The sequence below is a fragment of the Acuticoccus kandeliae genome (assembly GCF_003073115.1).
Window position 1 is genome coordinate 812,879 of the sequence record NZ_QBBV01000003.1, and the last position, 15,167, is coordinate 828,045.

General features: G+C 71.7%; 9 protein-coding genes. 2 read left to right on the forward strand and 7 right to left on the reverse strand.

The genetic code is table 11. The features are described 5' to 3' along the window. The first annotated feature begins 112 nt into the window (after positions 1-112). Positions 113-2,401 (forward strand): xanthine dehydrogenase family protein molybdopterin-binding subunit, encoded by a 2,289-nt coding sequence (locus DBV35_RS23060; protein ID WP_170135014.1) that lies wholly within the window; start codon positions 113-115, stop codon positions 2,399-2,401. A gap of 366 nt (positions 2,402-2,767) precedes the next feature. Here DBV35_RS23060 and DBV35_RS23065 read toward each other — a convergent pair whose 3' ends face one another. Together DBV35_RS23065 and DBV35_RS23070 are read right to left on the reverse strand one after the other, a co-directional pair. Next, the gene (locus tag DBV35_RS23065; RefSeq protein ID WP_108662819.1) at positions 2,768-3,553 is read right to left on the reverse strand and encodes a winged helix-turn-helix domain-containing protein; all 786 of its coding nucleotides are present in this window, start codon (positions 3,551-3,553) and stop codon (positions 2,768-2,770) included. Between the two features lie 283 nt (positions 3,554-3,836). Further along, positions 3,837-4,223, reverse strand: a complete 387-nt coding sequence (locus tag DBV35_RS23070; protein ID WP_108662700.1) for a chemotaxis response regulator CheY — start codon at positions 4,221-4,223, stop codon at positions 3,837-3,839. Between the two features lie 251 nt (positions 4,224-4,474). Here DBV35_RS23070 and DBV35_RS23075 point away from each other — a divergent pair, with 251 nt between their 5' ends. Further along, positions 4,475-5,068 (forward strand): protein phosphatase CheZ, encoded by a 594-nt coding sequence (locus DBV35_RS23075; RefSeq protein WP_157961927.1) that lies wholly within the window; start codon positions 4,475-4,477, stop codon positions 5,066-5,068. Between the two features lie 1,946 nt (positions 5,069-7,014). Here DBV35_RS23075 and fliK read toward each other — a convergent pair. From fliK to fliF, 5 genes are read right to left on the reverse strand one after another with little or no spacing between them, the layout of a single operon-like run. Next, on the reverse strand, positions 7,015-8,598 hold the full coding sequence (gene fliK / locus DBV35_RS23080) for a flagellar hook-length control protein FliK (RefSeq protein ID WP_108662702.1): 1,584 nt from the start codon (positions 8,596-8,598) through the stop codon (positions 7,015-7,017). Next, a complete protein-coding gene (locus DBV35_RS23085; protein ID WP_108662703.1) occupies positions 8,595-11,165 on the reverse strand; it encodes a hypothetical protein in 2,571 nt (856 codons plus the stop codon). The genes fliK and DBV35_RS23085 overlap by 4 nt, the downstream gene beginning before the upstream one ends. After that, on the reverse strand, positions 11,162-12,586 hold the full coding sequence (locus tag DBV35_RS23090) for a flagellar motor protein MotB (RefSeq protein ID WP_108662704.1): 1,425 nt from the start codon (positions 12,584-12,586) through the stop codon (positions 11,162-11,164). The genes DBV35_RS23085 and DBV35_RS23090 overlap by 4 nt, the downstream gene beginning before the upstream one ends. Next, positions 12,576-13,370, reverse strand: coding sequence for a hypothetical protein (locus DBV35_RS23095; protein ID WP_108662705.1), 795 nt, complete (start codon positions 13,368-13,370; stop codon positions 12,576-12,578). Before DBV35_RS23095 ends, DBV35_RS23090 begins: the two co-directional genes overlap by 11 nt. Before the next feature lies 1 nt (position 13,371). Next, positions 13,372-14,982, reverse strand: coding sequence for a flagellar basal-body MS-ring/collar protein FliF (gene fliF / locus DBV35_RS23100; protein WP_108662706.1), 1,611 nt, complete (start codon positions 14,980-14,982; stop codon positions 13,372-13,374). Positions 14,983-15,167: the final 185 nt, after the last annotated feature.

The following is a 15,167-nucleotide window of genomic DNA, read 5'->3' on the forward strand; positions in this document are numbered from 1 at the left end:
GATTGGAAAGTCGTGCTAGACTGTCTCCTGCACAAGAAGCCGCGCGTGGGCGTCGCCCGTCGCCTTGCGCGCGCGGATGGCGAGATGGTGCACGTCTAAAGGATCTTTGCTGATGTCTGAGCGAAAGGGCCGGATCGAGGACCAGCGCCTCGTGACCGGACAAGGCCGTTATACTGACGACATTGCGGAGCCGGGCGCGCTGTCGGTGGCGTTCCTGCGCTCGCCGCACGCCGCCGCGCGCGTCGTCGGGCTCGACACGACGGCCGCCAAGGCGATGCCGGGCGTCCACGCCGTGCTGACGGCCGCCGACCTTGCGGCCGACGGTGTCGGCCCGGTGCAGGCGCCGCTGAATGTCGAAGGGCCGGACGGGCACAAGTGGCACGCCGTGCCGCGCACGCTGCTCGCCTCGGACCGGGTGCGCTTCGTCGGCGAGCCGGTCGCGATGGTGCTTGCCGAGACCCGTGAAGCCGCCATGGACGCCGCCGAGGCGATCGAGGCCGAGTTCGACGAGGTCGACGCCGTCGTCGACGTGCGCGCCGCGATGGAGGAGGGGGCGCCCGCCGTCTTCGACGAGCGGCCCGGCAATGTCGGCTATGTCTGGGAACGGGGCGACTGGGAGAAGGCGGGAGCGGCGCTCGCGGCTTCGGCCCATCGCGTGTCGATCACCGTGCCGGTCTCGCGCGTCAACGCCGCGGCGATGGAGCCGCGCACCGCGAACGCGCGCCGCGAGGGGGAGACCTGGGTCTTCCATGTGAGCCACCAGGCGCCGCAATCCATGAAGGACGCGCTCGTGAAGGCGTTCGGCGTTCCCGCCGAGGCGCTGCGCGTCGTCGCGGGCGATGTCGGCGGCTCCTTCGGCATGAAGGCGGGGCCGCTGCGCGAGGAGATGCTGATCTTCTGGGCCGCCCGCCGCCTCGACCGGGCCGTGCGCTGGCGCGCCGACCGGACCGACGATTTCCTCGCCGATGAGGGTGGGCGCGACGTCCTCATGGAGGTCGAGCTCGGGCTCGACGCCGAGGGGATTTTCACCGCCGAGCGCGTGCGGATGCTGCAGAATGTGGGTGCCTATGTCTCGGCGCGCTCGCTGCCGCCGGTCCTCAATTTCGGCGGCGTTGCGGGCGTCTACCGGACCCCGGTGATCGCGGGCCGCGTCGTCGCGGTGATGACCAACACCGCGCCGGTCGCGCCCTATCGCGGGGCCGGGCGGCCGGAGGCGACGCTCGCGATCGAGCGCGCGGTCGACGAGGCGGCGCGCCTGATCGGCATGGATCCGGTGACCTTGCGGCGCAAGAATCTCATCCCGCCCGAGGCGATGCCGTGGCGCTCGCCCTTCCTGTTCGACTATGACGTCGGCGAGTTCGAGCGCGTGCTCGACGCCGGCATCGCGCAGGCCGATCTCGCCGGGTTCGCCGCGCGGCGCGCCGAGTCCGAGGCGCGCGGCAAGCTGCGCGGGCTCGGCCTCGCGCTCTGCATCGAGGCGGCGGGCGGTCCCTACGGCACCCCCGGCCGCGACTTCGCCGACGTGGCGCTGTCGGAGGACGGGACCGTCACGGTCCTCACCGGGGCGTTCGACGCCGGGCAGGGGCTCGAAACCGCGATGGTCGATCTCGTGGCCGGCGCGCTCGGCATCTCCGCCGACGGCTTCCGCTACGTCCAGGGCGACACGGCGAACGTGCCGCGCGGCAAGGGGATGGGCGGCTCGTCGGCGATGATCGTCGGCGGCTCGGCCGCGCTCGACGCGGTGGACAAGCTCCTCCTCCAGGCGAAGGCGCTCGCCTCCGACGAGCTGGAGGCGGCGCAGGACGATCTCGAGTATGAGAGCGGCGCGTTCCGTGTGGTCGGCACCGACCGGGCGGTCGACCTCGCCCGCCTCGCGCGCGTCGCGAGCGAGAAGGGGACGCCCCTGCGCGGCTCGGGCGACTTCCAGCCGAAGGAGGCGACCTTCCCGAACGGCTGCCATGTCTGCGAGGTGGAGGTCGATCCGGAGACCGGGCTCACCCAGGTGGTGTCCTATCGCGCGATCGAGGACATCGGCCGGGTGCTCAATACGCAGCTCGCCGAGGGGCAGATCCACGGCGGCGTCGCCCAGGGCCTCGGCCAGGTGCTGATGGAGGAAATGCGTTTCGGCGCGGACGGCCAGGTCTTGAGCGCGAGCTACATGGACTATGCGATCCCGCGCGCCGACGACATGCCGCCGGTGACGTGCGGCTTCGTCGAGATCGACACCGAGCTGAACCCCTTGAAGGTGAAGGGCGTCGGCGAGGCGGGCTCGGTCGGCGGCCTCGCGGCGGGGATGAACGCGGTGTGCGACGCGCTGGCGTCGGCGGGCGTCACGGCATTCGACATGCCCGCGAGCCCGAGCCGCGTGTGGGAGGCGCTGAACGCGGCGCGCGCCGGGTAGGCAACCCTGCAGATGAACCATAGCCAATCGGCCGTGGTGCTGTACTCCCAAGCGGGGTCACGGCCTCGCGTCGCGTGAAGAGAGTTGCGGCTTGCGGCTCGCCAGAGTGCGTGGTGGCCTCGCGCCGCTCCAGTGGAGCGTTGCGACGAGCCGCCCGAGGGCGTTGCGCTTTCGCGTTCGTCCGCAGGGTCGCGCCAATCCGCGTGTGTCGCGGTTGAGAGCGGCTCTCGCACTGACGCGGTTGCGCGGCTTTGGGGCATGCGGGTCCCGCGATGTTCCGCCGGTCCCAGCCACTCAGCGCTCTGACGGTCGCGCTTGCGCGGCGCGTCGGGGTGTCGGCCCTGCCGCCGTGGAGCGGCGGCGCGGTCAGTTCGTGGTGCGGTTCGCCGGACGGTCGATGGCGAAGGGCTTGCCGACGGTCACCACCGAGAGGCCCGTCGGGTGGTGGATGGCGGCCGGCTGCACGACCTCGCACGGCTGGCGCTCGCCGATGAAGGCGTAGCCGGCGAAGCGCTTGGCGTCGATCACGTCGTAGCCGAGGCGCTGGCGCAGCTTCTTGCGCAGCTTGCTGATGTGCCCCTCGATCACCGTCTCGTCGACATTGTCGTTGAAGAGGCCGTAGATCGCGTTGAAGAGCTGGGTCTTCGTGATGCGGCGGCGGCGGTTCTTCACCAGATATTCGAGGATCTGGCGTTCGCGGCGCGGCAGCTCGAGGGGGGTGCTGTCGACCGTCGGGTCGCGGGAGTCGAAATAGACGGTGAGACGGCCGAACTGGGCCTCCTCGCGCGCGTCGCTCGACCGGCGCCAGATGGCGTGGGCGCGGGCGACGAGCTCGCGCACCGGGGCGGGCTTCTTGACCACATCGTCCACCCCGACATTGAAGAGGGCGAGCGTCTCGTCGAGCCCGCGCTCCTCTTTCAGGGCGATGATGGGGGTCTTGGCGCGGGCGCGGACGAGGCTCGGGATGCCGAGCCGGTCCGGTGTTTCGCCCACGATGACGGCCTGGATGGCGTGGATGTCCGTGTCGGACAGGGATTGCAGCCAGTCCGAGAAGTCGCGTCCAAAGAAGGCGGTGCAGGCGAGGCCTTCACGCTCGAAGCCCGACTTGTAGCCGTTGGAGACGACGTCTCGCGAGTCGATGACGATGTACACGATCGGTATCCTTTCGATGCTTCGCGCCTGGGCGCCCGGCCCTCGCAGGGCCGCTGCGTCGACGATGAGGAACTCCTGCGCCGGGAGGCTCACCCTCCCGATTTGCGCAGCGCCCCGATCGGCACCGCCAAACATAAACGATGGGTAAGGGTTTGCAACCGAAAATACAACTTATGCGATTTTTCGGGTTTGCCCTACCCCGATGATCCGGGGTGCTGCCGGCGCGGTGTCCGGTTGGTGCGGACGCCGGCGCAGGCGCAACCCAGGATCATCCTCTGTGCGTCTATGCCGGCTGGAAGACCGACTCGATCTTGCCCTTCAGCGTCTGCGCATTGAACGGTTTGACGATGTAGTTGTTGACGCCGGCTTTCTTCGCGGCGACCACGTTTTCGGACTTTGCTTCGGCGGTGACCATGATGAACGGCAGATCCGAAAGCTCAGGATCGGCCCGAACCTGCTTCAAGAGCTCGAAGCCGGTCATCGGCTCCATGTTCCAGTCGGAGATGATGAGGCCGTATTTCTTGGCGCGAAGCTTTTCGAGAGCTTCGCCGCCATCGGCCGCATCATCAACATCGTTGAAGCCGATCTGCCGGAGGAGATTCTTGATAATCCGGATCATCGTCTTGTAGTCGTCGACGACGAGAACCGGCATGTTCAAGTCTAGGGACATGGCTTCGCTCCGTGGTTGATCCTGCTCGACGGTATCTGTGCCGTGATAACCCAAGGTTTAGTTCCTAGCGCTTGCTCGAGCCTGACAGACGGCCTTGCCCGGGGCTCAGTCCGGACCGGCGAGGGTCATTGCAATTGCACTCTATGCGTGTATGTTCACGTCAGGCGTAGGTTAATTGGAGCCGGCGAATGAAGGCGCGACGATTCCGGGTCGAGATTTCCGAAGCGAAACGGCTGGCTGAGAGTTCGCCGATGACACAGCAGGTGGATTTCATCCTCCAGGAGCTGCATCATCTGCGTTCGAAGACCGCCGGCAACGAGACGGTCGATACCGCCATCGCCATGTGGAGCGGTGTCGAGGACATTCAGAAGCGCATCGACGTCACGAAGTCCGAGATCGGGGCGCTCCAGGCGCGCAACTCCGCCGATATCGGCAACAACAGAGCCGTCGACGAGCTTCGTGCGGTGGTCAGCGGCACCGAGACGGCGACCGACGCGATCCTCGCCGCGGCCGAGACGATCGACGGTGTCGTCCAGCCTTTGCTCGACTGCAAGGACGAGGCGACGCGCCAGAACGCGCAGACCGTCGCCGACTGCGTGCTCGAGATCTTCCAGGCCTGCAATTTCCAGGACATCACGGGCCAGCGCATCACCAAGGTCCTCGACTCGCTCCAATTCATCGAGGAGCGGATCGCGACGATGGTGGACGTCTGGCGCACGACGCTGGAAAGCGCGCCGGGCGAGGAGAAGAAAGAGAAGACCGACCGCGACCTCCTGAACGGCCCCGCGCTCGAGACCGACCGCGGCGTCGTCAGCCAGGACGACGTCGACGCCCTCTTCGGCTGACGTCGGCCGCCGCACGCGCCTCGTGACGCAGGTGGTGGCGTTCGGATGAGTTGCCCAACTGCGCCCGCGCTCCGGCCGGCGCGGGGCGATGCCGCCGTGGCGCGGCGCCGGCTGGGTTTCCGCGCGGCGCGAGGCGGTGTGGACTGTTGGTCGAAGCAGTACGATTTTGCCTGGGCCGCACCACGCCGGACGGTGCTGGGTGATCAGCCGCTCGTGGTCGGGGTGGAGCTCGCCGGCGATTCTGAATGGATGCGGTGCGGGCTGGATCGCGATCCGGGCACCGAAGGCGAGGATCGGTGCGGATCCCCGCCGTACCCTCGACCGGTCTGCGGAAGTGATCGCCCATCACGGCAAGGCAACGCACGCTGACGAGCGATCGTGTTGGCTCCGGCGGCCTGACCGGCGGGGGACGATGCAATCCGTGTCGCGGGTGTGTTGGTCGGGGCCGCGCGCGGCATGTCTGGCCGGTGCGGGGGAATCTTGCCCGTGGCGACGGACAGGGTGTGCTGGCGGCCGGATGCGCGCTGACGGTTCGCGCAGGTTTGGCCGACCCGCAAGCCGAGGCGCGCGGGTGGGGCGTCGGCGTCCATCGTACGCTCGACCGGCATCGGGGCGACTTTGCCGGCGGCTCCGGTTCTCGACCATCTCATCACCTGCTCAAGGCGTCCGGCGAGGAGCCGATTGTCCACATTCCTCAGGAGCCGTGGAGTTGGTGGACATCCGCGAGACTGACAGGACGCGGCGCTGAAACGCCATTCGCAATGAGATTGCGACCCGCATTCTGCGTGCCGTGTCTGGCATCGGCGCGAGGGTTCTCGCCAGTCTTCTCGAACTCCCCCGAGCCCGCCGCCTTCGTTTGCCGGACTCACAACGCATGCTCGCAAGAGCAGCGCTCGACGCATCTGGAGAGGTCACCGCAAGGTTCGCGAGGTGCTCGACATCGCGACCCCCACCGCCGTCGACGACAAGTTCCCCGTGATCCTCAACGCTATGGTGCGCGACGGCGCACCGCTCACGGCATGACCCGACAACACAGTTGCCCTCTCGTGGACGTTGCTGCGTTGGCCCTTGTTCGGCGCTGGTCACGTGTTCCGAATTTGGGCGGGCCCTGAGAAGGACCGGAACCGTGAGCCGATGCCCAAGACGCCCGGAAGGCGGGCCTTATTGCAGAGGGACAGTTCGCCCTCGAGGGGCCGCGCTAGCATGGACGCGCCCTGCAATCCGGCAGGCGGAGGCCGACCATTGCTTCGATCGGCGTGATCCGGTCCTGCTCGGCGTTGTGGACGTGTCGTTCGGGCCTGGCGGATATCGATCAGTGGCCTGCGTCGCCGGGCGAACCGGAGAGACGCGTGCGGGATGCGCAGGTTGGGTCGCGACCGGGAGACTGGTCACGCAGCCCATCGGGGCCTTCGCCTTTGCATCGACCCGAGCCGTTCGTGTGGATATTCGCTCTATGCCCAGCCAGCGCGTGCATTCCTGTGGCGTGGTGCAGTTTGCGCCCGCGCGGATCGCGCGCTGGCGGGATGGATCGCAAATCATCTCCGGCCCCTAGCGGACTTCGCGGAAACGTGCGCCGCGTGTCCGGCCAAGTGGGGCGGGGGCGCGGCTTTCCGCGTGACGTGTTCGCCGCTGGGCAGGCGCGGGACGGTCCGTCCGATCCTCTGACAGCCCGGCACGCAATGGCGCGCGCCTTTGCCGTGCGGTCTTTTCGGAGGCGGAGCCACCTTGCGGCGTGCTGAGTGTGTATGTCGGGTGAAGCCGCCGTTTTGCGGGGCTGTGGGGCCGAGCCGCCGTTCGCGCCCGACTTTTTGCAAGACGCGACCTGGCGCACAAACGTGTTTCGCGCACCCCCTCACTGCTGAAATGCGGTGCCGGCGGCACACCGGGGCCGGCGCCGGCGCGACAGGTGATCGGCCACTCACCGCGCCGACGCCACCCTTCGTGCGCTAAACGTGCAGCGAGCGTCCGTGCGGGTCCTCCAGCGGGAAGGCGGGGGTGTCTTCGCGGGAGCGGCGGTCCGCGTTCTGGCCGAAGGTGCCGGAGCCCTGGCCGGTGCCGGGGTCGTTCGCAGCCGTGCTCTCCTCGATGCTCACCTCGACATTCTCGTAGCCCGCGCGGCGGATCATGTCGGTCAGCTCGGCGCGGTCGTCCTGGAGGCGCTGGGCGGTTTCGCGCACGTTCGCCGCCACCGTCACCTTCATCCCGAACGGGGTGAGGCGGAATGTGACCGACAGCGTGCCCATAGAGGCGGGCTGAAGCTGGATCTCGACGACGCGGACCGGGCCCTGCGCGCTCGCCTGGAGCGGCTGGGGCGGGGCCTGGATCTGCGGCAGGGGCTTCGCGTCAGGCATCGCGCCCGCCTTCGGCGCGACCTCGAGCGCACGCTGGAACTGGTCGAGAAGCGAGGAGGCGCGCGGGGCGGGCTCCGCCTGGTCCTCGACAAGGGGCGCGGCGGTGGCGGCCGGGGCGGGGGTGATCGCCGGCCGGTTCACGGGGGCGAAATGGGTTTCGCGCCGCACGACGCGCGGGGCGTCAGCCGGGTCGGTGCCGCGCTGCGGGGTGGCGCCGCCTTGCGGCCGGCGATCCTCATGGCGCGTCGCGTGCCGCAGGTCCTGAGAGAGGCGCACGGGCTCGGGGAGCATCGTGAAGGTCGCGTCGGCCTTCGCGGCCGGGCTCTTCGCCGGGGCGGGCGCGTCGGCGATCTGCGGTGCGGGCGGGGTTCGCGGTGCGGCACGTGCGGGCGCAGGCGCGACGTCGCGGGCCTCTGGCGCCGCTGTCTTGGCGGCGGCGGTGCGCGTTTCGGCGGCGGGCTCGGGGATGGGGGCGGGCCTTGCCACGGCGGGCCGGCGCGGGGCGGGGCGGGGCTCGCGCGGGCCGATCTCCTCGCGCGGCGTCGGTGCGGTTGCGAAGGGCACGGCTGTTGCCGCCGGGGATGGCGGTGGCGCGGCCTCGGTCCGGAGCGTCGGGAGGGGTTCGGCCGCGGAGGCCGCCGGCGCGGTGCGGCGGCGCGTCTCGGGCGCGGCGTCGGGCTTGCGCGCGTCGGCGTTCGTCTCGGCCGGCCTTGCGGGGGTGGCGTCCGGTGCGGGGCGCGTGGTGGCCGCCGGGGTGAGGCGGGGCGCGGCCGGTGCCTTCGCGGCCGGCTTTTGGGGGGGCGCGGCCGCGCTCGCCGCCGGGGGCGCGTCTTTGGTGGTGATGGGGGTCGCTGGGCGGGCCGGGGCGTCGGCCGCCTCGGGGCGGGCGGCGGGCGGTGGCGTCAGCGCCGTGCGGGCCTGCACGTCGCGGGGCGTTCGGATGATGGCCGGCGCGCGTCCTTGCGGGGCGTCCTTCGCCGGACCGGAGGCGGGGTCGGCGGCGGTGGGTGCGGGTGTCCGGGCGCGGGCGGTCTCAAGGTCCGGCGCGCGGGCGGTGCCGCGCTCCGCCATCCGCTCGAGGTTCGCCAGCGCTTGCGCGAAGCCGGAGCTCTTGGCGTCGAGCCTCGGCTGGCGCGAAGTCGGGGCGACGGCGCCGTGTTCGGCGGGGACGCGGGTCATTGTGTGTCCTCCAGGAGTGTGTCGATGGCGGCGATGGCGTTGGCGACGCGCTGCTCCATCGCGCTGACGCGGGCGAACGGGCCCGCCTCCGCCTCGTTCGGCGTGTCGGCGGCGGCGATTGGGGTGTCTGCGGCGGCCGGGGCGGGCGCCGCGTCGAGCGGCGTCGGCGGGCCGGCCGGGTCGCCAGGCTCCGGCGCCGGGTCGGTTTCGAGGACGGGGGTGCGGGCGGGGGCGGCGACCGGAAGATCGCTGACGGTCGAGGAGAGACGCAGCGCCGCCTCGAGGAGGACGCGGTCGTCGTCCGGCAGCGCCTCCTCGCGAAGCGCGTTCAGTGTCGCCACCGCGCCGACATAGTCGTTCGGGTCGACGATCTCGGCGGCGGCCTCGTAGAGGCGGGCGCGGCGATGGTCGAGGCTGCCGGGGGTGGCGGTCTCGCCGGCGCGGCGGGCCGCCATTTCGGCCGCGAGGCGGTTGCCGTTCTCGATCGCGGCGCGGGCGAGGAGAAGGTAGAGTTCCTGCCGGCTCGCGACCGTCATGGAGGAGAGCATCGATTCCAGCCGCACGAAGGCGGCCGGCTCGTCGATGAAGCTCATCCGGGTGAGCGCGGAGGCGAGGCGCTGGCGGAAATTGCCGGCATAGACCGACGCGGCGAACTTGCGCAGATAGCGCCCGACCATTCTGTCGAAGACGGAAAGGTCGTCCCGCTCGGCCGCGATCAGCACGGTGCGCCGCAGCGCCGCCTCCTCGACGAGCGTCGCCGGGCTCTCGACGCGGGCGCGGTCGAGGAGGATGCGCGCGCCGTTCGGATCGTCGGCGACGGAGAGGGCGGCGAGCGCGAGGAGGACGGAACCGCGGACGCTGTGGTCGAGGCTCGCGACCCGCACCGGCTCGAAGTGGCGCTTGGCGTCCTTGGCGCGCCCTTCCATGAAGGCGAGCGCCCCCGCGACCACCGCATCATAGGGCGGGGCGAGGTTGCCGTGCGCGGAGACGGTGCGCACGACGGTCGGGTTGCCGCCCGAGAGGGCGTAGATCGCGAGCGCGTTGGCGTGGGAGCGGATCGCCCAGATCCCCGGCGGCACCTCCTGGAAGGTCTCGCCGAGGCGGCGGGCGAGGATACGCTGCGCCTTCAGCGCCTCGACCGACCCGCGCGCGATATCGTCCTGCAAGGTGGTGAGCAGGCGGATGAGGTGGTCGGGGCGCGGGCCGTCATAGTCGGCCGGGAGCGGGGGGACGGGGGGCGGCGCGGGCGTCTCCGCCTCACCGTCCCTCGCGTGCGGGTTGCCATGGCTGTCGGGCTTGGCTTGCGCGTGCCCGGAGGCGGCCGGGGCGGCGTGGCCGTCGGCGGCCGCGCCCCCGTGGGATGGCGCTGCGTCATGCGCATCGGGAGCGGTTCGGGCCTCGGCATCGTGGCCGGGCCGGGCGGCGGCCTCATCGGCGCGCGCCGGGGCGGGGGCCGGGTGGTCCGCGGCCGGGCTCTCGCTCGCGCCGTTCGTCTCCGGCGAGCCAGGGGCGGCGTGCGGCGCTGTCGGAGCGTCCGGCTCGGCCGCCGGCTCGACCGCGACCACCGTCGGCGCGGGGGCCGCCTCCGCGGCGGGCGGGGCGGCGTGTGGCGCGTCCGGCGGGGCGGGCTCCGATGGAGGGGTGTCGGCGGCCGGCTCCGGTCGGGGCAGGAGGATCGCGGTCCGCGTCGGGTGGCGGCGGGGCACGTTGTCGGGGAGCGGCGCGGCCTCGATGGCGCCGGGGGACGCGGCCTCCGGCGTGGCGGCGGTGCGTTCGCTTGCGGCCGCGGGCGGCGTCGCCGCGTGCGCGCCTTGGGTGGCATTCTCCGGATGGGTGGTGGTCGCCGCGGGCGCGTCCGCGTGGGCCGGAGAGGCGGTGCGGGCGCGGCGCGGGGCGGCGGTGGGAACCGGCGGGGTCGCCCGTGTCCGGCGGCGCGCCTCGCCGCGCGATGGCGTCGGGGCGGTGCCCGTTTCGGGCGCCGCGGTCGCGGCGATGGGCGAGGTGGAGCCGGCCGGCGTCGCGTTGGCGGCCGGCGCCTCGCCCGTGGGTGCGCGCGCCGCGGGGGCGGCGCCGGTGTCGGCGAGCGGGGCGCGGTCGGTGTCGCCGGAGCGCGATCCGGGCGCGGAGCGGCCGCCGCCGCCGGCGGCGCCGCGCGGCGTGTTGAAGGAGGGCTTGATCGAGAAGTCGGCCTGGAAGGCCGGGCCGGACTTGCGCTTCTTGCGCGGCGGCTCGGGCATGCTGCGCTGATACTCCGTCCCCTCGACGCTCGCGATCGTGAGGGGGGAGCCGGCGAGGGCGCGGTCGGCCTCGGTCAGCGCGTGGTCCGGGGCGGGCGGCGCCGGGGGCCGTGCGGCGCGCATCGCGTGCGGGCGCAGCGGCTCGGTCATCACCGGATCAGCGGGGCGGACCTGCCCGGCGAGGGCGGCGTCGGTGAGGAGGCTCATCGGCTCGGCGTGGGCGCGCTGGCCGCCGCGGATCCCGCCCTCGGTCGTGGCGAGCGCGAGCATGGCCGCGACGAGCGCGGTCGATCCGAGAAGCCGGCCATATCGGGACCGTCGAGCGATCATGGCGTCTCTCCCGCGGGCTCGTAGAGGATCTCGATGCGGCGGTTCTGGTCCGCGAACGGGTCTTCCGGCCGCGTCGGCTCGCGGTCGGCGAGGCCCTCGACGCGGGCGATCCGGCTCTCCGGGATGCCGTTCGTGACGAGGGCGTCCTTGGTCGCGTGGGCGCGCGAGAAGGAGAGCACCCAATTGTCCGACGTGCCGCTGCGGAAGGGGCGGGCGTCGGTGTGGCCGCGCACCACGATCCGGCCTTCGCGCGAGGCGAGCGCCCCGGCGACGCGGGCGAAGAGGGCGACCGCCTCCTTCGTCGGCGCGGCCGAGCCGATCGGGAACATCGAGAAGGCGCGGTCGTCCGTCAGCGAGATGAGGACGTTGCCGTCGCCGGGCGTCACGTCGACCTCGGCCGCCGCCGCACCGTCGAGCGCGTCGCGGATCTCGTCGGCGGCCTGCTCGACCGGGGAGGCGGGCGGCGTGCTCTCTGCGGTCTGGCTGTCCGGGGCCTCCGGCACGGTGCCCGACATGCTGTCCGGCGTGCCCGTCGCGCTGTCGCCGAAGGCGGCGATGATCGCCTCGGCCATCGCCGAGCGCGGGCCGACGATCACCGGCTGCGCGGTCGTCGCCGTGTCGGGTGGCGGCGGCAGCGGGAGGGCCGACTGGGCGGGGCCGGAGGCCGCGACGGAGGAGTCGGCGGGGCGGTCCTGCGTGCCGTCGGGCGTGCTCGCGGCGTAGGGGCCGGGGGGCGGCGTCTCGGTCGGCCGGCGGTCCCGCACGTCGAGCGTGGCGTTCGGCGGGAGGGCGTCGGCGCTGTCGGCGGGGCCGGGGCGGAGCGTGCGGGCGACGCGCGGGGTCGTCGTCTGCCAGTAGGCCGGGTCGAACGGGTCGCGCGTCGATTCGGTGACGGCGGTGTGGCCGGTGGTGCCTTGCGTGGAGTCCGGCACGTCGACCTGCACCGGCACCTCCGGCGTGGTGTCGGACGCGGCCGAGGCCATCACGGCGTAAGGGTCGTTGAAGGCCGCGCCGTCGGTCGCATCGAGGATGCCGGCTGAATCCATGTGGTTGTTGTCGCCCTGCTCCGCGTTGCCGCCGGAGGCGACGCCGCCATCACCGGGGACGTCGCGGCCGAGGGGGCGGGTGCCGGAGGTGTCGCCCTCCTCCTCGCCGGAGACGGGCGGCTCTGCGTCCTTCTCGACGTCCATGATCCCGCGCGAGTCGGTCGGCGCGGACATCAGATTCATCGGGTTGAAGTAGTTCGCGATCGACTTCTTGATCTCCTCGTCGGTCGCGTTGACGAGCCACATGATGAGGAAGAAGGCCATCATGGCGGTCATGAAGTCGGCGTGGGCGATCTTCCACACGCCGCCTTTCTTGGCCTCGGCGGTCTCTTCCACCCGCTTCAGGATGATGAGTTCTTGCTTGTTAGGCGTCATCGCGCGCGGGCCCCATGGCTTCGGCGAGGGTCTCCGCCCAGGCGCCGATCGTGGTCTCGAGCCGCGTCGCGTCCACCGTCGCGGCGAGCTCCGTGTCCTCGCCCTCGGCGAAGGCGACGCCGCAGGATGGCCCCATGATCTTGCGCAGGGCCGCGATGAGGTCAGCCGGGCCCGTGACGGTGACGGCCGGGCCGTCCGCCGACGGGCCGACGAGATCGTCGAGGATGCTCGCGAAGCGGCGGAGCGCCGCCTCGCGGATCACCGGCAGCGCGATGGGGACGAGGGCGCGGCCGATCGCGTCGGAGAGGCGGCGGTGGAGGTCGTCGAAGGCGGCCTCGAAGCGGGCGGAGAGGGCGGCCGCCTCGGCCTCGCACCAGGCGGTGCGCGCGGCGGCGAGGTCGGCTGCGGCGCGCGCCTTCTCGTCGGCCCGTGCGGCGGCGACGGCGGCGTCGCGCTCGGCCTGATGGGCCGTCTTCGCTTCGGCGAGGGCGGTGGCGATCTCGTCCTCGCGCGAGTTGGTCGGGCCGTCGAGCGGGGGGATCGGTGAGCGGGCGGCCTTGCGCGGCTCGGGCGCGGGGCTCTCGGGCGGTGCCATGCCCGGCGTGAAGGGGATCACGCGGGGCGCGGCATCGGCGTCCATCGCACCGGCGGGGGCGGCATCCTTCCGCTCTGCGATGAGGCGGGTGAGGATCGCCGGGTCGAAGCGCTGGCCGTCGACCACGAGGGGGCTGCGCGACGGGGCGCTCTCACGCAGCGTCGGGAGTGTGTCGGCGAAGCGGCGCATCTCAGGCGCGCTCCGCCTGGAGGAGCCACTGCTTCAACAGCGTGGCGACGCGGACGGAGTCGTAGTCGACGACCTGCTCCAGCCGCTTCTGTGGCGTCTTGTGCATGTTGGCCTTGAGCTGCTCGATGAGGTTCAGTTCCGGCTCTTCGCCCTCGCGCTCGCCGGCGGCCTGGTCCTGTGCGGCGATCAGCTCGGTGATCGAGCCCTGCGCGGGTCGCGCGGTGAGGGCGCGGATGGCCGGGCGAAGGCCGAACCAGATGAGGAGGACGGCGACGATCAGCACGATGGTGGCGTTGATGATCGTGCCGAGCTGGCGGTTGAGCGTGGCGAGGAAGCCCTCGGAGGGGACCGGCTCCAGGTGGTCGCGTTCCGGAGCGAAGGGGATGGTGGCGACCTTCAGTTCGTCACCGCGATCCTGCGAGAAGCCGGCGGCGGTGCGCACCAGCGCCTCGATGTCGGCGAGCTGGGTGTCGACGGTCGGACCGTTCTCCGCGTCCGCGTTCGCCTGGAGGCGTCCGTGGTTCACGAGGACGGCGATCGACAGGTGCTCGATCGCGAACCCGTCGCGCACCCGCTCCACGACGCGGGTGGAGATCTCGTAGTTGGTCAGCTCCTCGCGGCGTGAGGAATCCTCGGTGGCGTCGGCCCCGTTGGCGGCGGGAAGCTGCTCCTGCGGGATGTTCTGCTGCACCGTCACCGGCTGGTCGAGGTTCCGGTTGCGCGCCGATTCCTCTTCCTTGACCGTGCGGACCGACCGCTCGACCCGCGACTGGGGGTCGAAGATGGTCTCGTTCTCGCGCGTCTTGTCGATGTTGAGGCGCGAGGTGACGCTGACGGTGAAATTCTGCACGCCGAGGAAGGGGACGAGCGTCTTGCGGATCTGCTCTTCCAGCGAGCTGTTGGTGTCCTTCTGGAGGCGCGAGAGCTTGCCGGAGGACTGGTTCGCCGGATCGTCGCCCGAGGCGAGGACGGTGCCGCGCGTGTCGAGGACGGTCACCGCGCCGATCTCCATCGCGGGGATAGCGCCGGCGACGAGGTGGCGGATCGCGTCGGCCGCGCCGTCGCCCTTCGGCCCGTCGGTGCGGATCACGACGGAGGCGGAGGCGGGCTGGTTCTGGCGTCGGAAGGAGCCGCGATCGCTGAGGACGAGGTGGACGCGCGCGGCGCTGATGCCCTGCATCTCCTGGATGGTGCGGGCGAGCTCGCCTTCGAGGGCGCGCACCCGCGTCACCTCCTGCATGAAGGAGGTGAGGCCGAAGGAGCTCATCTCGTCGAACAGCTCGTAGCCGGCATTGGGGCTGCTCGGCAGGCCGTTTTCGGCCAGCAGCATCCGCGCGGGCGCCGTGTCCGCGTGATGGACGAGGACGGCGTCACCCTCGGCCGACACGTCGAACGCGATGTTGGCGTCGGCGAGGACGTTGCCGATCCGTGTGACGTCCTCGCGGTCGAGGCCGGTATAGAGCACCACGCGCTGTGGCTGCGCCAGGTAGCTCGCCCCCACGCCCACCACGACGAGCGTCGCGATGGCGATGGCGGCAAGCGCAGCCAGGCGCCGGGGCCCCAACTCCCGCATGTTGTTGAGCACCCGCTCGACGTGTTCGCGGCCGGTCATCGGCCCTCCTCATGGCGATGCATGTGTCCATCCATTGCGGGGCAGGCGCTCATTGCGCCCACATAGGCGCCCCGACTTCGCGATCGTCGCCGAACTTCCTGTGCCGTGACTTGCAAGGCGCCGGGGCGCTGTGTGCGACGCAAAAAGCGCGCGTGCGCTGGCGTTTCGGCGTGTGGCTTGGCGAA